Consider the following 17,119-nt stretch of genomic DNA (forward strand, 5'->3'; position numbering starts at 1 on the left):
CAGGCGACCATCCCGCCACCATCGAGATGGTCGCGAGCGGCAAGGTCGACCCCCACCAGTTCATCACCGGGCGGATCGAGCTCGACGACATCGTCAAGAACGGCTTCGACGAGCTGATCAACAACAAGGAGGAGAACGTCAAGATCCTCGTCAAACCGTGAGCGACCCGCCTTCAGCCTTTCGGGTGGCCGGTCATTCGCGAATTCGGCGGCTCACCTCTGCGCCGTGATGCCAGGGGTCTGGCGACGAGCAACCGCCTACGGTCTCTACCATCCAGTCATGGCCCTGTGGACTGATCGAGTACTTCCGCATCTCATCGACCGGTCGTTGTCCACCGGGGACGTGATGAAGGAGCGGCAGCGCGCGTGCGCACGGTTGGGCGGGCGAGTCCTGGAGATCGGCTTCGGCTCAGGCCTCAACATCGAGAAGTATCCTGCGGCCGTCGTCTCGGTGGCAGCGGTCGAACCATCTGACGTGGCGTGGCGCCTCTCGGCCGACCGCCGCGCCGCGTCTCCGATTCCGATCACCCGTTCGGGTCTCGATGGGCAGTCGCTCGATGAGCCTGACGCCTCGTTCGACTCCGTGCTCTCGACCTTCACGCTGTGCACGATTGTCGATGTCGAGCTGGCGTTGCGCGAGATCCATCGGGTGCTGCGACCCGGTGGCACCCTTGAGTTCCTCGAGCACGGGCTTGCCCCTGAGCCCGGCGTCGTGCGTTGGCAGCGACGTCTCGAACCGTTGCAGAGGCGCACCGCGGGGGGCTGCCACCTGTCGCGCGACATGCCGGCTCTGATCAGTGCGGCCGGATTTGAGATCGTCGCGCTCGAGCAGCGCTACCTGCCCGGACCCAGGATCGCTCGGCCGTGGACGTATGAGTACGTCGGAAGCGCCGCCCGAATCCGCTAAGCCCGGGACGGGGTGGGATCAGGCCAGTAGTGCGGCCACCCCCGCCACGATCGTGGCCGCCAGGCGCACTCTGTCGGCCAGCAGGAGACGCTTGACGAGCGACGCCGACCGCCCCTCTCGACCAAGTCTGCCGTGCAGGGGAGCCGCGACGAGAGCGGTCGTGGCCGCAGCGACAGCCGAGCCGGCCACCGCGACGAGGGTCGCGGGGGAGCGAGGGCCCGAGCTGAGCACCCACAGGCACGCGCCAGCGACCGCCGCGTACACGAGCACGACGACGTAGAGGATGCGCCGTGAGTGCGCATCATGCGCGGTTGCCCAACGATCGGCTGGGACGTCCGCGAGGGCCGGGTAGACCACGATCGTCACGACGAGCTGGAACCCGGCGTGCAGCGCAGTGGCCGCGAGAATGGCCTGCTCGGGGGTCATCTGTGCAGTGTGGCCGACCTCGGGAATGCTCGCACGGCAATGGCGACCGTCGTCGACAGCACCGTCAGAACCGGTTGAGCGGCGGCGGCGCAAAGGTCCGTCGCGCCGTCGACCATTTTCTTATGTGATCGTTTCTGATCACTATGTTTGCTACGTTACCTCCATGTTTGCTGCGGAGCGACGCAAGATCATCGCCGATCTGGTCAGGTCGAGCGGCGCCATCTCAATACGCGACCTCGCCCTCCGGGTTGGCGCGTCCGAGGTCACCGTGCGCCGCGACCTGCGAACTCTCGAGGACGACGGCCTGATCCGCCGGCAGCACGGCGGGGCGATGTCGGTGGCTGAGCAACCACGCGAGCCTACCTATGCCGAGAAGCGGCACACCGCCAGTGCCGAGAAGTCGGCGATCGCGCGCCGCGCAGCCACCTTCGTCCGAGACGGTGACGCCATCGTGATCGGCGCCGGCACCACGACGATGGCGTTGGCCGAAGAGCTGCGAGATCGTCCTGAGCTCACGATCATGACCAATTCTTTGCTGGTTGCACAGGCATTTGCTGACTCGCCACGCATTGAGGTCATGCTCACCGGCGGCATGCTCAGGGGGTCGATCTTCGCCATGGTGGGCACCGCGGCTGAGGCGGCCCTGGGCGGGTTGCGTGCCGATCGCACCTTCCTCTCCGGCAACGGTTTGTCCTCGAGCAACGGGTTGTCGACCCCCAACCAGATGGTGGCCGGGATCGACCGCGCCATGGCCGCGGCGGGGCGTGAGGTCGTCGTGCTGGCGGACTACACGAAGTTCGAGCGTGACTCGGTCGTGCAGACGGTGCCGGCGAACGACGTCGATGTGCTTGTCACCGATGCGCAGGCGCCCGCCGATGAGCTGAAGCGGATGCGGACGCTCGGTGTCGACGTCCACATCGCCACCTGATCTGATCCGCTCCTGATCCGGAGTGTTCGCCGGCGCGCGTGCCATTGACAACTTTTGATCATTTGTGATTGATTACGACGTGACCCACGACACAGTGTCGAAAGTTCGCCGGTCAGCCCGGCGTCATACCCAGGAAGTTGGCCGTGACATGTCTGCGTTCTCTCGTCACCACAGGCTCGGGGTGCTGGCCGTCGTCGCCATCGCCACCCTCGCCCTCAGCAGCTGCGCAAAGTCCGAGTCGGACGGCAGCAAGCCGGCGAGCTCGGAGGCCGGCAAGCAGGTCGTGAAGCCGGCCGACACCAAGGGTCCCACCTGCACGATCGATGCCTACGGTGCGAAGAAGATCGACCTCAAGAACGCCGTGGTCGGCTTCTCACAGTCCGAGAAGGAGGACAACCCCTTCCGAATCGCCGAGACCGAGTCGATCACCGCGGCGGCCAAGGAGGCCGGCGTCAAGGAGTTCCTCCACACCAACGCGCAGACCCAGCTGTCCAAGCAGATCTCGGACATCCAGGACATGCTCGCCAAGGGTGCTGACGTTCTCATCGTCGCGCCGCTCAACTCAGACGGCCTCGAGCCCGCCCTCAAGGCGGCCCGTGAGAAGGGCGTTCCGGTGCTGACGGTCGACCGCAAGCTCAACGCCGAGGCGTGCAAGGACTATGTGTCGTTCCTCGGCTCGAACTTCACCGAGCAGGGCAAGCGCGCCGCTGATCAGCTGATCAAGGGCACCAATGGCAAGGGCAAGGTCGCCATCCTCCTCGGTGCGTCCGGCAACAACGTCACGACCGAGCGCACCAAGGGCTTCGTCGACCAGATCAAGGCCGAGGCCCCCGGGATTGAGATCGTCGCCCAGCAGACCGGCGAGTTCGCCCGCGACAAGGGCCAGCAGGTTACCGAGCAGCTTCTGCAGTCCAACTCCGACATCACCGCGATCTACGCGGAGAACGACGAGATGGGCCTCGGAGCACTCGCCGCGATCCAGGGAGCCGGCAAGGAGCCCGGCAAGGATGTCCAGATCTACTCGATCGACGGCACCAAGAACGCCGTCACCGAGGTCGTGAACGGCACCTACAACGGGGTCGTCGAGTCCAACCCACGGTTTGGCCCGCTGGCCTTCCAGACCCTCGAGGAGTTCCTGTCGGGCAAGCCCGTCAGCGACGACATCGTGATCTCCGACCGGGAGTACGACCCGAGCAACGCCAAGAAGCTGCTCGATTCCTCGTTCTGAGGAACCCGTTGCAGCGTTGAACGGTGGCTCGTGGGCGGGCGTCATGTCCCGCCGGCGAGCCACCCTCCTTGATCCGCACACCACGAAAGGACGCCAGTGGAGCAGGTAGTGCCCAACGTTCTCGAGGCACGCAACATCGGCAAGCACTTCGCCGGTGTCAGCGCGCTGGCTGCTGTCGACTTCGACCTCCGCACCGGCGAGAGCCACGCACTGGTGGGCGAGAACGGTGCGGGCAAGTCGACGCTGATCAAGGTGCTCACGGGCGTCTACCAGCCAGACGCCGGCGAGCTGCTCCTCGCGGGGATGCCCGTCCGCTTCGGGCAACCGTCCGACGCCCAGGATGCCGGTGTCAGCACGATCTACCAGGAGGTCAACCTCGTCCCGCTCATGTCGGCGGCGCAGAACATCTACCTGGGCCGCGAGCCGCTCAACCGGTTCGGCCTGATCGATTTCCGCGCGATGCGGGAGCAGGCGCAGGCGCTGCTGGTCGAGTACGGCATCGACGTCGACGTCCGCCGACCGCTCCGCACGATGGGGCTCGGCGCCCAGCAGATGGTGGCGCTGGCCCGCGCGGTGAGCGTCGATGCCCGTGTGGTCATCATGGACGAGCCGACCTCGTCGCTGGAGCCTCGGGAGGTGGAGACCCTCTTCGAGGTCATCCGTAGGCTGCGTGCCGACGGCATCGCGATCGTCTACGTCAGCCACCGCCTCGATGAGCTGTACGAGGTGTGCGAGCGGGTCACGGTCCTGCGTGACGGCAAGCTGGTCCATACAGGGACCCTCGCGGACACGCCGCGGCTCGAGCTCATCTCGCTGATGCTGGGTCGTTCGACGAGCGAGCTGCGGGCCGGTGGTGTGACCGAGTTCCGGGACGGCCACACCCGCGCGTCCGAGCCGGTGCTGCGGGTGAGCGGGCTGTCCCGCAAGCACGAGATCGACGGCATCGACCTCGACGTACGTCCAGGCGAGGTGCTCGGGCTCGGTGGGCTGTTGGGCGCCGGCCGCACCGAGACCCTCAAGGCGATCGCTGGCGCGAGCAACGTCGACGGCGGCTCAGTGGCGGTCAGCGGACACACCGTGCACAGCGGCTCGGTGCCCGCCGCGATCCGCTCCGGCATCGTGCTCCTGCCCGAGGATCGCAAGGCTGAGGGCATCATCCCGCACCTCTCGGTGCGCGAGAACATCGTGCTCGCCGCCCTGCCGCGGCTCAGTCGCTTCGGCTTCACGTCGCGACGCCGGCAGAACTCCGTGGTCGAGACGATGATGTCGCGACTCCACATCAAGGCGTCGAGCCCCGACCAGCCAGTGGCCGAGCTCTCCGGCGGCAACCAGCAGAAGGTCATGATCGCGCGCTGGCTTGCCATGAGCCCCACTGTGCTGCTCCTGGACGAGCCCACCCGCGGCATCGACGTCGGGGCGAAGGCCGAGGTGCAGACGTTGATCGACGAGCTCGCGGCAGATGGGCTCGCGATCATCCTGGTGTCCTCAGAGATCCAGGAGGTGCTCGAGGGGGCAGATCGGATGCTCGTGCTGAAGGACGGCGCGGTCGTCGCCGAGCTGACGGGCGACAGCGTCAACGAGACCGCGCTCATGGCTGCCCTCGCCGCGGCACCTGTCAGCGACGACGTGATGGTCGACCATGGCTGAGACGACTAAGTCCGCTGCGACGAGGCAGCACCGTTCCGTCTCGGCGCTGCTGCGGGACTACGGCGTCTACGCCGCGCTCGTCGTGGTCCTGGTGTTCAACCTGTTCTTCACCGACAACTTCTTTGCGGTCGACAACTTCCGTATCCAGGCCATCCAGGTCGTGCCGGTGCTCATCGTGGCCCTCGGCATGGCGCTGGTGATCGGCACGCAGGGCATCGATCTCTCGGTGGGCGCGGTCATGGCGCTGGCGGCCGCCTTCATCCCGCTCTACATCGGCTACGGCTTCGGGCCCGCCATCCTCGTGTCGGTCATCGCCGGCGTGCTCGTGGGGCTCGTCAACGGCAGCATCATCGCGTACATCGGTGTGCAGCCCATCGTCGCGACCTTGGCCCTCATGGTGGCCGGGCGTGGCATCGCGCTCGTGGTGTCTGACGAACAGCTCAAGTCGGTCAGCAACCCGACGCTGCGCTCGTTCGGCACCGACCGCATCCTCGGCATCCCCTACATCGTCCTGCTCGCCGTGGTGCTGGCGCTCATGGTCGGCCTGCTTGTGTCGAGCACGACCTTCGGACGCCAGCTCGTGGCGATCGGCGGCAACCGCCGTGCGGCCGAGCTGTCGGGGCTGCCGGTCGCGCGCGTTCTGGTCATCGTCTACGTCCTGTGTGCCGTGCTCGCCGCGATCGCCGGCATCATCGGGGTCGCGCGGGCAGGAGCAAGCGTCCCGTCGACGCTCGGCAACCTCATCGAGCTGTCGGCGATCACGGCCGTGGTCGTGGGCGGAACGCCACTCAACGGCGGGCAGGTGCGGGTGCTTGGCACCGTCGCGGGTGCGCTGCTGCTGCAGCTCATCGACGCGACCCTGATCAAGCACGATGTCCCCGACTCCTACTCCCAGATCGTCCAGGCGGCCATCATCGTCGCCGCGGTCTATCTGCAACGACCGAAGGGGGTGGGCGGATGACCACCGTGACAACCGTCCCGACCACGAACGTGGACCGTCTCACTCGCCGCGAACGGCTTGCGGAGGGCTTCCAGCAGCACGGCGCGATCGTCGTCCTCGCCGCGCTGATCGTCGTTGGCGGTCTCGCGCTGGACACCTTCGCCACGGCCGACAACCTCACCAACGTGCTGGTGCAGGGCTCGTTCCTGGCGATCGTGGCGCTGGGCATGACCTTCGTGATTCTCACGGGCGGCATCGACCTCTCGGTCGGGTCGGTGTTCGCCCTCGGTGGCGTGCTGGCGGCGTACGGCTCTGCCTACGGGCCGGTCGTCGCCTTCGCGCTGCCCATTGCCGGTGGCGCGCTCGTCGGGGCGACGCAGGGCGCGCTCATCGCCTACGGACGCATGGCCCCGTTCATCGTCACCCTTGCGGGCCTGCTCGGCGCTAGAGGACTCGTGTTCGCGATCACCGACGAGGGCAACAAGACACCCAAGGTCGAGTCCGACCTGTTCGCCAGGATCGGCAGCGACGGACTCGGCAGGATCACCTGGCCGGTCATCATCATGTTGGTCCTGTTCGTCGTCGGCTGGCTGGTGTTGCAGCGCACCCGCGGCGGCCAGGCCGTGCTCGCGACGGGTGGCAGCGAGGACGTCGCGACCCTCATGGGGCTTCACGTCGCGCGGGTCAAGATGTCGGTCTACATCGCCTCCGGCGTGTTGGCGGCACTGGCCGGCTCCCTCAACGCCGCACGCTCGTCGACGGGTGTGACAACGGTGGGGGTGGGGCTCGAGCTCGAGGCCATCTCGGCGGTCGTGATCGGCGGCACCCTGCTGCTGGGCGGGCGCGGCAACGTCACAGGGACGCTGGCGGGCGTCTACCTGCTCGGCGTGATCCAGAACATCATCAACCAGGTCGGCAACCTCACGTCGTCGGTACAGTCCGTCGTCAGTGGTGGGTTCCTTCTGGTCGTGGTCGTGATCCAGACGATCCTGTCGCGCACGCAACGTTTGTAGCAGGACGACGTCGAGGGAAGACGAGAGGTTGTAGAGCCTCCGTGAGGGGTACTCAGAGGCATGACTGATCCCATCAAGGCTCGCAACGACGACGCCGACCCCGACCGTGACGACGACCAGGACGGGCAGGTCGCCAACCCCGGGCCTGTGCCCGCCGAGGCCGAGGACATGTCCGACACCGGCGGGGGGCCGGGCGGCTTGGCTCCGCAGGCGAAGCGCGCGAGCAACGACTGACATCCGCTCACCGCACTACCCATTGCCCCGCCGAGTGTGACGATTCTGTTGTCAAAACGTGGACTTTGCAGCAGAAACGTCACACTCGGCGGGGAGGTCGGCGGGGAGGTGGGCCGAAGGTGAGGGGTTACTCAGTGGGTCTCGGGGCCAGCCACACCGCGAAGAGTGTCGTGATCGGCACGGCGAGCACGAGCCCGATCGAGCCGACAAGCGTGCGGACGATCTCCTGAGCGATCTGTTCGGTCGTGGCCAGCTCGGCGAGGCCGCGCTGGTAGGCGTTCGCGAGCAGCAGCACCGTCATCGCGGTGCCCGCGTAGGCGAACACAAGGGTGTAGACGCTCGAGGCGATGTGGTCGCGGCCGATGCGCATGGCCGACGCGAACAGCTCTGCCCCTCGTGCTGCCGGCTTGAGGGCCCGCATCTCCCACACCGCGCTGGCCTGGGTCACCGTCACGTCGTTCAGGACACCAAGCCCGGCGATGACCATCGTGGCGGCCACGATGCCGGCGAGGTGGATGCCGGGCACGGTGGCGAGGAGGGTCGTGTCGTCTTCTGACCCGACGCCGGACAGGTTCGACCAGCCGGTGGCCCCGACCCCCACCGCTGCGGTCATGCCGATCCCGACAAGAGTGCCGAAGAGCGCGGACGTCGTGCGGATCGAGATGCCGTGGGCGAGGTAGAGCACCACGATCATGATCGCCGTCGACCCGACGATCGCGACCGGCAGCGGAGACTCCCCGGCCAGGAAGGCCGGCAGCATGAACTTGGTCAGCGCCAGCAGCGTCACACCGATGCCAACCATCGCGAACAGCCCGCGCCATCGCGCGACGATGATGACCAACACGGCGAAGATGGCGGCGAGCGCGGTGAGCGGCAGGCCTCGACGGAAGTCCAGGAACTCGAACGAGACCGGCTGGCCGGCCCGTGAGATGCGAATGACGGAGATCTGATCGCCGTTGGAGATGCCGGTCTTGTATCTCGCGGCGTCGAGGTCGAACTTTGCCGTTCCGCCTTTGACCGTTGCTGTGATGTGGGCGCAGTCGCCTGTGACCTGGAGCTTGCCGTCCGGGCCTTCGCCGCTGCTGTTGCAGTTGAACGGGTCGACGTTCGTCACCGTCGCGTCGACCGTGCTGACCCCCTTTGCCCCGTACGGGTTGGTGTTGCGCGGCACCTTGTCGGCGTCCGGCCAGAGCGCGACCATCGAGGCGATGGCTCCCGCTGCGATGGCCAGGACCACGACCGTCAGCACCGCAGTCAGTACACGACGCGGTGGTCCGTAGTCGGCGGTGGAATGGGAGTGAGAATGTGAATGTGGCACGCTGAAATGGTGCCACGAGAAGAGACAGGGCCAGAACACCTCCCCGGTGCCGTCGGTGGCGTCACGCGCATCGCCCAGACGGTGCGACGCCCCACCGGACCATGGACGCCGGCAGTGCACGAGCTGCTGACCTACCTCCACGACAACGGGCTGCGCGGCATCCCGGCCCTGCACGGATTCGACGACGAAGGGCGTGAGGTGCTCGAGCACGTCGAGGGCCGTGGCGTGCCGATCGACCGGGAGATCGTGCTCGACACCGTCCTGGTCGAGGCAGTCACGTGGCTGCGTGACTTCCACGACCTCGTCGACGGATTCCGGCCAGAGGGCGTCCGGACGTGGCGTGGACCGGGTGCGGTCGAGCTCGGCGCCGACCAGATCATCTGTCACCACGACCCCGGGGCCTACAACTGGATCATCCAGAGTGGTCACTTCGTCGCGATGATCGACTGGGACATGGCTGGTCCCGGCCGTCCGATCGACGACCTGGCGTTCCTCGCATGGACCGCGATACCGCTGTATCGGGCGACACCTACGTCTGAGGTCGCGCGCCGACTCGACCTCCTGGTCGAGGCCTACGGCGAGTGGGGCCCGATGACGGTGCTCGAGGCCGTCATCGCGCGGATGACCACCGCGAGCGATCGCATCGAGGCCGGACAGGCCCGGGGCGATCAGGGTTTCCTCAACCTCGCGAAGGTCGGCGAGCCGCAGCGTACGCGCGACCGGGTGGCGGCCTTCCGGCTGCGCCTCCCCGAGATCGACGCAGCCCTGTGAGGATGCAGCCCTGTGAGTCCGTCTGGCGTTCGCCGACGACGGGCGTACGACAGAGTCACCAGACGATGAAGCGGCCTCACGCAGCCAGTGGCGCCAGCCCTTCGGCGGGGTGAGAGCGCGACGAGGTGGATCGTGTCGGCACCCGGCACATCGAACGGACGGCGTGGTCAGGCGCGGACGCGCGAAGGCAGGCCGAATTCTGTGCGGACGCCGTCGGAGTGCACCACGGAGTCGGGCACGCGGTCGACGACCCCGGGCAGGCCTGCGGCTGAGACGAGGTTGTCGTCGAAGTGCTCCAGCTCAGCCCTGCGCAGCGGCCAGGGGCCGTGCTGGTTGGGAATCCAGAGGGTCTGCCCCAGCCAGTGCGTGTGCAGACCGAACCGTGCGGTGACGAACTCCTCGACCGGCGACGGTTGGGCGATGGCCTCGCCGAGCCGCACCGTGATGCGCCCACCCGCTGCCCGAGGGCCGGGCCAACGCCTGCTGGTCGTGTAGTCGATCGTGTCCCCGTCGACCGTGACCCGCATGCGGGCCCAGGTGTAGGGCGTGGCGAAGGCCAGCCGGGCGCCAAGCGCCACGAGCAGGCGGGATGCCTCCAACGAGCGGAACACGACGCCGTGACGCCCCTGCGCGTCGACGGAGTAGAGCCGCACGTTGGTCTCGGCGAAGTCGCCGAAGAACGGGACCGCTGGTCCGCGGCCGAATCCCGCTCGTTGCATCTGAAAGGGGATGAGTCCGACGTAGGTCGCACCGTCGAGGATGTCGGGACGGGTACGCGGTGGGAGGAGAGGGGCGACAAGATCCGGCTCGACGGCCCAGTGCACGAAGGTCAGGCGACGCCAGTCCTGCGCCATGATGTGCGGGCCACTCAGCGGGGGGGCCACCGGGTCGAATGTCGTCACCCCTGCAGTGTCCATCCGTTGGCACGGCGGCGCTCGTCGGGGAGCTCCCGACTTGATCACACAGGCCTGACGCTGTTCCCGTCCGCGGCAGTGTGGCAATCGATCCTGACCCGCAAGATCAACGGCCCAGCCACTGCGACGTGAGGTCGTTCGCGAGTCGATGCTCAGGATCGAACCGGTCGGCCAGCGTGCGGAAGTCGGTCAGCCGGGGATAGGCCTCGGCGAGGCGCGCGGAGTCTGTCTCGAACAGCTTGCCCCAGTGCGGCCGGGCGGCGAACGGCGCAAGGGCGTCGTCGAGGCGCGGCAGGAGTGCCTGCACTTCCGACATGTGTGGCTGCCAGGTGAAGTGCAGCGCCACGCAGTTCGTCGAGTGGGCCGGACTGAGCCACAGCCCATCACCGGCGACCGTCCGGATCTCGGAGATGAAGAGGTGGGGACGTAGGAGGTGCGCGATCGCGCGTACGGCGTCGATGGCCTCGAGAGCACGGTCGCGGGGCACGAGGTACTCGGTCTGCAGCTCGGCGCCCTTGCTGGGGGTGAAGGCCAGCTGGAAGTGGGGGAGCCGGTCCCACCACGGTCCGGGCACACCCAGCTGCACCGTCGTGCTGACGGCTGACTCCTCGGGCAGCGGGTGCAGCTGCCGCGTCGCTGGTGTGGCGCCGAACAGCTCGGCGGGCGGTGGGGCGTCGTCGGACCGCGACTTGAGCCACACCTGATCGACCTGTTCGCCCCAGTTGGTGAACAGGCTGACGCTGTAGGCGCTGGCGGTGATCTCGTCGAGATGATCTGTCACCGACTTCCAGGGAAGGTTCTCGAACAGGTCCTGCCTCACCTCGAAGGTCGGCACGACGTCGAGCGACACATACGTGACAATGCCGAGGCTGCCGAGCGAGACGACCATCCCGTCGAAGTCGTCGTCGCCGCGGCAGTAGTCGTGCACCTCACCGTCGGGCCGCATGATCTGGAGGGCGGACACCGCGCTCGCGAGGCTGCCGTTGCGATCCCCGGACCCGTGCGTTCCGGTCGCGATGGCTCCGCCGACCGAGATGTGGGGCAGCGACGCGAGGTTGTGCAGCGCCAGGCCGGCACGGTCGAGGTGCCCGATGAGCTCGCCGTACCGGAGCCCGGCCGAGACCGTGACCCCCGTGCGATCCGCGTTGACCGAGAACTCAGGCGGTAGCGCCGCGACCGACACCTGCACGCCGTTGGTGTCGGCGATGCTGTTGAAGGAGTGGCGGCTGCCGAGCGCTCGAAGGTGGGGTGCGGCAGCGACCACCGACTGAAGCTCTTCGACCGACGTCGGCTCGAGGAGCTTCGTCGCGCTGTACGTCAGGTTGCCTGCCCAGTTCGTTCCGGTCACCTGTCCAGTATCGCCACCTCAGCCTGAAACGGCCGAGATGGGGCCGGCTTCCACCATCGCTGACCAGTTCGAAACCCTGCGGGTAGGTTCTGACGGGTGACGACGATCTACTTCGACTCCGAGCGCGATGCGGCCGAGCTGATGGCGGCATTGACGGCTGAGGGCTACGACACGTCGCTGACCCGCGAGGGCTTCGCCGGTGAAGACGATTCCGACGACCGTGCCTGGGTGCTGACGGCCGTGCCCTTCGACGAACGGGTCGTCGAGATGGTCGACGTCCATGGCGGCTGGCTGCCGGGGGACGTGCACCTCGGGTCGCCGCCGCTCGACCTGCCGGGTGAGCCTCGACGGCTCAAGGACCGCTAGGCCCCGTCACCAGACATACCCTCACTCGACACCCAGCGCGGTCTTCAGGAAGTCGACCTGCAGCAGCTTGAGATTCTCAGCGACGGTCTCCTGCGGCGTCATGTGGGTGACGCCCGACAGCGGCAGCACCGTGTGCGGCCGGCCGGCCGCGAGGAGCGCGGATGACAACCGAAGCGTGTGGGCTGCCACGACATTGTCGTCCGCGAGCCCGTGGATGATCATCAGCGGACGCCGCAGGCCGGGCGCCAAGGGGATGAGCGAGTTGCGGTCGTAGACGTCCGGCTGCGTGCGCGGGTCACCCAGGTAGCGCTCGGTGTAGCAGGTGTCGTAGAGCCGCCACTCCGTCACGGGCGCTCCCGCCACGGCGGCGTGGAACACGTCGGGACGCTTGAGGACGGCCAGGCCCGAGAGGTAGCCACCGTAGGACCATCCGGTGATGCCCACCCGCGAGGTGTCGACGTCATCGGGGTGGGCGGCGGCGACGGCGGCGAGCGCGTCGGCCTGGTCGTCGAGCGTCACCCCGGCGAGGTCGTGGAGCACCGCTCGCTCCCAGGCATGGCCGCGGCCGGGCGTGCCACGGCCGTCGGCGATGACGACGCAAAAACCTTGATCGGCGAGCCACTGGGCCTCGAGGTAGGCGCGGGCGGACGCGAGCACGCGCTGCGCGTGCGGCCCGCCGTACGGGTCCATCAGGACGGGAAGCCGTCGTGACCCGGGCCGGTGGCCGCGGGGGAACAGCACGGCTGTGCGGAGCCCGCGCTCGCCGGCGCTGATGATCGTCACCTCCGGCTCGTGCGGCGCAGGCTCGGCGAGCACCATGAGAGGCAGGGGGTCAGCGCCGTCGCGGTGGACGACGACCGAGGTGCCGACCGCGTCGAGGCCCGAGCGGACGATGACCGTGGTGGGGCCGCCGATCACAGCCCCGTGCACGGCCGCACCGTCCGTCACCGCAGTGGCCACTCCGTCGAACCCGAATCGCACGACCTGGATCTCGGTCGGCTCTTGTGAGGCAGTCGCGACGACGCAGTCCTCGAACACCTCGACGAGGCCACGAACCTGCCAGCCGTCGGGCGAGACGGGAGCGCCATCGACAACCACGCGCCGCCAGCCGCTGACGTCCTCGACGGTGACCAGCGCGCCGCCCGGGGCCAGTCGCGGCGCTGAGGAGAGCTCGACCCACGCGGGGTCGGCCAGGTCACGCAGCACGCCCGTTCGTCCGGTGAGGGTGTCGACGGTGAGAACCTGCGACGTCTTCTGGTCGCGGCTCACGACCTGGATGACGGGATCGCCGTGCGACGACCACGAGACGCGCGCGAGGTACTCGAACGCACGCCGGTCCCACTCGATCTCGGTGCGGTTGCCCTCGAGGTCGATGTGCCAGAGCGTGACCTCGGCGTTGGGGGTGCCGGCAGCCGGGTAGCGCTGCGCGCTGGGCTCACTGCCGGGATGCTCGGGGTCAGCGATGTACCAGGTCTGCACGGGTGCGTCGTCGTGTCGCTCGACCAGGAGCGAGCGGCCGTCGGGAGCCCACCAGAACCCTCGGAAGCGGTCCATCTCCTCTGCCGCGATGAACTCGGCCTGGCCCCAGACCTCGGTGTCGGACTCGGGTGACACCAGCGCGCGCTCGTCTTTTCCGTCGACCCCGACGATCCTGAGCGCCCCGCCCGAGGCGTAGGCGATGAGCCGTCCGGTGGGGTCGAGGTGGGGGTCGATGACCGAACCGACGCTCGGCAGCGGGTGGACGACCCGTGCGCTGAGCTGGACGGCCCAGAGCTGACCGGACAGGGCGAAGCACGCCCACCGGCCGGTGTCGTCGACGTCGTAGCCGACCAGACCGCCCGCCGACTCCCGGCTGCGCTCGCGACGCGACTGCTCCTCGGCCGACAGCTCTTCGCCGCCGTCGCCCAGCAGCGCCACGGGGTCGACCAGGAGGGACTCGGAGGCTGTGGCGACGTCGTGCTCCCAGAGCTGGCCCGTGCGCGTCACCCCGTCAGGCGTCCGGATGAACCGCACCGTGCGGCCGTCCGGCGACACTGTGATGTTGCGAGGGATGCCGAGGGTGAAACGCAGGGTGCGGGCAGCCAGTCGGGGGTAGGAGACGCTCATGAGGCGATCCAACCATGAGCCTCGGCGCCCACCGGTGTGACGGCGGCACGGGTGGTGGTGACGATCAGTAGCCTTGACCCATGAACTCACCCGACCGTCGGCTCCTGCTCGTGCACGCACATCCAGACGACGAGACGATCGGTAACGGCGCAACGATGGCCATGTACGCCGCGCAGGGCGTCGGCGTCACCTTGGTGACGTCCAACCGCGGCGAGATGGGTGAAGTGCTCGTTCCCGGCCTCGCGCACCTCGCGTTCGAGCACGACAACGGTCTTGGAGCCCACCGCGAGACTGAGCTCGCCGACGCGATGCAGGCCTTGGGCGTCACCGACCACCGCTTCCTCGGTGGACCGGGCCACTTCCACGACTCTGGCATGGTGTGGGCCGAGGACGGCAGCGCCACCGCCGGCACAGACGTGCCCGAAGGTGCGTTCTGGCACGCCGACCTCCTCGGGGCCGCCGACCTGTTGGTCGCGATCATCCGCGAGGTGCGTCCGCAGGTGCTCGTGACGTACGACCAGTTCGGCGGCTACGGACACCCCGACCACGTCCAGGCCCACCGGGTGGCGACATATGCGACGTCGTTGGCCGCCGTGCGTTCCTACAGGCCTGACCTCGGCGCGGCCTGGGACATTGCCAAGGTCTACTGGTCGGCGATGTCGAAGTCGCAGATGGCCGACGGGCTCCGCAAGCTCCGTGCTGACGGTGACACCACGACGTTCGAGGGGTGGGACCCCGACAACATGCCGTGGGGTGCCGACGACGACGAGCTCGACGCCGTCATCGTGGCAGACGACTTCGTCGACGCCAAGATGGCAGCGATGGCGGCCCATGCGACGCAGATCGCTCTCGACGGGCCGTTCTTCGCCCTCTCCAACAATCTCGGCACGCAGGTCTGGGGCAAGGAGTTCTACCGGCTCGCCAAGGGAGTCAGCGGGCCCGTCAACGCGGAGGGGCTCGAGGAAGATCTCTTCGCGGGCCTCTGATCCGTGAGACGCGTCGCCCTCGCCGGGCTCGGGGCCTACCTGTGCATCGTCAGCTCCATCGTGCACCGGCACGTCATCGAGGTCGGTGCGGTCCTCGTCCCCTGGGGCACCGCCCTGGCCGTCGCGGTCACCTACGTCGTGGTGATCGCGGCGGCTCGAGTCGCACCCGTCGGCGGTGCCTGGCTCGGCATGGGATGGGGCGTCGCCCTGACCGCCCAGCAGCTCTCGCCCGGAGGCAGCTATCTGGTGGCCTCGGACTGGATCGGTTACTCCTTCATCGTCGGAAGCCTGGGGGCAATCGTTCTCGGTGTCCTGCGTCCAAATAGTCTTGTCCCATGACGGGGACGGTGGAGCAGAGCGAGTTTCGCCACGCTCTCAGCCGATTCGCCAGTGGGGTGACTGTCGTCTCGACGGTCGAGGACGGTATCGACCACGCGATGACGGCGAGTGCGTTCACCTCGGTCTCACTCGATCCGGCGCTGGTGCTCGTCTGCTCCCACAAGACCAGCCGTTTCCACGGGGCCGTGCTCTCGACCGGTGTGTGGGGCGTGTCGATCCTCGCGCAGGAGGGCATCGCAGCCTCGGCGTGGTTCGCGCATCGGGGGCGACCGCTGGAGTCTCAGCTCGAGGGGATTGCCTTCCACCGGGGGGCGTCGGGCGTGGCGTTGCTCGACGAATCGCTTTCGTGGTTGGAATGCACGACGCAGGCTTCGTACGATGGTGGTGACCACACGATCATCATTGGCGCCGTCACCGGCGCGGCGGTGCGCGACGATCTCGACGATCCACTTCTCTACTACCGCTCGCACTACGGAACGATGATCCGGCTACCGGACTCCGAGAAGACCGTCCTAGGGGGCGATGCATGACTGACAAGCCAGACGACGAACTGAACATCTCTGCGGCAGACGACGTGGTTGACGAGTCGGGAGTCGTCGAGGAGGGCGACGAGCTTGACCTCGGCGACGGCGAGGACGGCGACGAGAAGGTGGCTGATGTCGACGATGGCGAGCAGGTCGACGACGTCGAGGCGCCGGAGCCAGTGGCCGACGACGAGCCGCGTGGGTTCCCTGACGACGAGCCTCACGATGCCGTTCGGGACGAGGACGAGCCGTACGATGCCGCCCAGGCGAGCAACCCCCGGCACTGGGGCAGGCGAGTCGCCCTCGGCCTGGCGGCCGTCGTTGCTGCGCTGTACGTGGGCGGCTACTTCCTCACTGGCATCCGCATGCCGGCCAACGCCACGATCGCCGGCGTCGAGGTGAGCGGCAAGTCGCCTGCCGACGCCCGCGCAGCCGTCGACAAGGCGCTGACACCCCGCATCTCCCGGGAGATCGTGCTCACGCACGGCAAGAAGGAGTTCCGCATCAAGCCCGACGATGCCGGGCTGGCGCTCGACCTCGACCGCACCATCGATGAGGCCGGCGGCGCCCGCAGCTGGAAGCCCGCCGACGTTCTGGGACTCTTTGTCGGCCGCCACAGGACTGACCCGGCCCTCGACGTTGACTACTCCGCGCTCAGGAGCGCCATCGACACGATCGGCGAGTCGGTCAACACCGAAGTCGTGGAGGCCCAGATCACGTTCCCCGACGGCAAGCCCGAGATTCGCAACCCCAGGTCCGGGCTGGTCGTCGCTGGCGACGATGCTGCGTCGGCGATCCGCAATGCCTATCTCGTGAGCGACAAGCCGGTGGAGGTGCCGACCGCGGTGGTCGAGCCGGCCGTCGACTCCGACGCGGTCGCCGCGGTGAAGAAGTCCTTCGCCGACCCGGCTGTCAGCGGGCCGGTCACCCTCGCGGTCGGTGACAAGGAGGTCTCGTTGCCCGTCAGCGCCTACGCGCCTGCCCTCGTGGTGCGGGTCAAGGACTACCAGCTGCAACCGTTCATCGACGCCAAGAAGCTGGCCAAGCCCCTGACCGATTCGACGACAGGCATCGGCAAGAAGGCCGTCGACGCGACGGTGCGCATCGAGAACGACAAGCCCGTCA

The 17,119-nt window shown here is 68.0% G+C and carries 18 protein-coding genes; 13 read left to right on the plus strand and 5 right to left on the minus strand.

The features are described from left to right. Positions 1–279 precede the first annotated feature (279 nt). A complete protein-coding gene (locus H7290_RS15530) occupies positions 280–906 on the plus strand; it encodes a class I SAM-dependent methyltransferase (RefSeq protein ID WP_290514927.1) in 627 nt (208 codons plus the stop codon). Positions 907–924: 18 nt separating this feature from the next. Here H7290_RS15530 and H7290_RS15535 read toward each other — a convergent pair whose 3' ends face one another. Beyond that, positions 925–1,332, minus strand: a complete 408-nt coding sequence (locus H7290_RS15535; RefSeq protein WP_290514928.1) for a hypothetical protein — start codon at positions 1,330–1,332, stop codon at positions 925–927. 163 nt (positions 1,333–1,495) lie between these two features. On the opposite strand from H7290_RS15535, the gene H7290_RS15540 reads away from it, so the two are divergent. The 6 genes from H7290_RS15540 to H7290_RS15565 all read left to right on the plus strand — a co-directional run bounded on the left by H7290_RS15540 (position 1,496) and on the right by H7290_RS15565 (position 7,322). Then, complete coding sequence (locus H7290_RS15540; protein ID WP_290514929.1) at positions 1,496–2,260, plus strand: DeoR/GlpR family DNA-binding transcription regulator; 765 nt, start codon at positions 1,496–1,498, stop codon at positions 2,258–2,260. A gap of 148 nt (positions 2,261–2,408) precedes the next feature. Then, positions 2,409–3,488 carry an ABC transporter substrate-binding protein gene (locus tag H7290_RS15545; protein WP_290514930.1) on the plus strand — a complete coding sequence of 360 codons (1,080 nt, stop codon included), beginning with the start codon at positions 2,409–2,411 and terminating at the stop codon, positions 3,486–3,488. 108 nt (positions 3,489–3,596) lie between these two features. After that, positions 3,597–5,135, plus strand: a complete 1,539-nt coding sequence (locus H7290_RS15550; protein WP_290514931.1) for a sugar ABC transporter ATP-binding protein — start codon at positions 3,597–3,599, stop codon at positions 5,133–5,135. After that, positions 5,128–6,096, plus strand: a complete 969-nt coding sequence (locus H7290_RS15555) for an ABC transporter permease (protein ID WP_290514932.1) — start codon at positions 5,128–5,130, stop codon at positions 6,094–6,096. Before H7290_RS15550 ends, H7290_RS15555 begins: the two co-directional genes overlap by 8 nt. Continuing rightward, complete coding sequence (locus H7290_RS15560) at positions 6,093–7,088, plus strand: ABC transporter permease (protein ID WP_290514933.1); 996 nt, start codon at positions 6,093–6,095, stop codon at positions 7,086–7,088. The genes H7290_RS15555 and H7290_RS15560 overlap by 4 nt, the downstream gene beginning before the upstream one ends. 60 nt (positions 7,089–7,148) lie before the next feature. Beyond that, positions 7,149–7,322, plus strand: a complete 174-nt coding sequence (locus H7290_RS15565) for a hypothetical protein (RefSeq protein ID WP_290514934.1) — start codon at positions 7,149–7,151, stop codon at positions 7,320–7,322. 127 nt (positions 7,323–7,449) lie between these two features. Here the strand turns inward: H7290_RS15565 and H7290_RS15570 are convergent, their stop codons facing one another. Then, the gene (locus H7290_RS15570) at positions 7,450–8,640 is read right to left on the minus strand and encodes a YibE/F family protein (protein WP_290514935.1); all 1,191 of its coding nucleotides are present in this window, start codon (positions 8,638–8,640) and stop codon (positions 7,450–7,452) included. 6 nt (positions 8,641–8,646) lie between these two features. Here H7290_RS15570 and H7290_RS15575 point away from each other — a divergent pair, with 6 nt between their 5' ends. Continuing rightward, positions 8,647–9,411: a phosphotransferase gene (locus H7290_RS15575; RefSeq protein ID WP_290514944.1), complete on the plus strand. Its 765-nt coding sequence runs from the start codon at positions 8,647–8,649 to the stop codon at positions 9,409–9,411. A gap of 167 nt (positions 9,412–9,578) precedes the next feature. Here the strand turns inward: H7290_RS15575 and H7290_RS15580 are convergent, their stop codons facing one another. Both H7290_RS15580 and H7290_RS15585 read right to left on the minus strand, forming a co-directional pair. Beyond that, entirely contained in the window at positions 9,579–10,313 is a 735-nt protein-coding gene (locus H7290_RS15580; protein WP_290514936.1) for a DUF2071 domain-containing protein, read from the minus strand. Positions 10,314–10,431: 118 nt separating this feature from the next. Next, positions 10,432–11,673: an FAD-binding protein gene (locus H7290_RS15585; RefSeq protein WP_290514937.1), complete on the minus strand. Its 1,242-nt coding sequence runs from the start codon at positions 11,671–11,673 to the stop codon at positions 10,432–10,434. Positions 11,674–11,769: 96 nt separating this feature from the next. Here H7290_RS15585 and H7290_RS15590 point away from each other — a divergent pair, with 96 nt between their 5' ends. After that, the gene (locus H7290_RS15590; RefSeq protein WP_290514938.1) at positions 11,770–12,039 is read left to right on the plus strand and encodes a hypothetical protein; all 270 of its coding nucleotides are present in this window, start codon (positions 11,770–11,772) and stop codon (positions 12,037–12,039) included. Positions 12,040–12,060: 21 nt separating this feature from the next. Here the strand turns inward: H7290_RS15590 and H7290_RS15595 are convergent, their stop codons facing one another. Then, the gene (locus H7290_RS15595; protein WP_290514939.1) at positions 12,061–14,145 is read right to left on the minus strand and encodes a prolyl oligopeptidase family serine peptidase; all 2,085 of its coding nucleotides are present in this window, start codon (positions 14,143–14,145) and stop codon (positions 12,061–12,063) included. Positions 14,146–14,225: 80 nt separating this feature from the next. Here H7290_RS15595 and mshB point away from each other — a divergent pair, with 80 nt between their 5' ends. The 4 genes from mshB to H7290_RS15615 form a co-directional block, all read left to right on the plus strand. Further along, positions 14,226–15,131 carry an N-acetyl-1-D-myo-inositol-2-amino-2-deoxy-alpha-D-glucopyranoside deacetylase gene (gene mshB, locus H7290_RS15600; protein ID WP_290514940.1) on the plus strand — a complete coding sequence of 302 codons (906 nt, stop codon included), beginning with the start codon at positions 14,226–14,228 and terminating at the stop codon, positions 15,129–15,131. 3 nt (positions 15,132–15,134) lie between these two features. Further along, positions 15,135–15,470, plus strand: coding sequence for a hypothetical protein (locus tag H7290_RS15605; protein WP_290514941.1), 336 nt, complete (start codon positions 15,135–15,137; stop codon positions 15,468–15,470). Continuing rightward, positions 15,467–16,000 (plus strand): flavin reductase family protein, encoded by a 534-nt coding sequence (locus H7290_RS15610; protein WP_290514942.1) that lies wholly within the window; start codon positions 15,467–15,469, stop codon positions 15,998–16,000. The genes H7290_RS15605 and H7290_RS15610 overlap by 4 nt, the downstream gene beginning before the upstream one ends. Then, positions 15,997–17,119, plus strand: a 1,123-nt coding sequence (locus tag H7290_RS15615) for a peptidoglycan binding domain-containing protein (RefSeq protein ID WP_290514943.1), incomplete at its 3' end; no start/stop codon positions are given. The genes H7290_RS15610 and H7290_RS15615, both read left to right, overlap by 4 nt.

It is taken from the genome of Aeromicrobium sp. (assembly GCF_014378035.1).
Lineage (GTDB): Bacteria > Actinomycetota > Actinomycetes > Propionibacteriales > Nocardioidaceae > Aeromicrobium.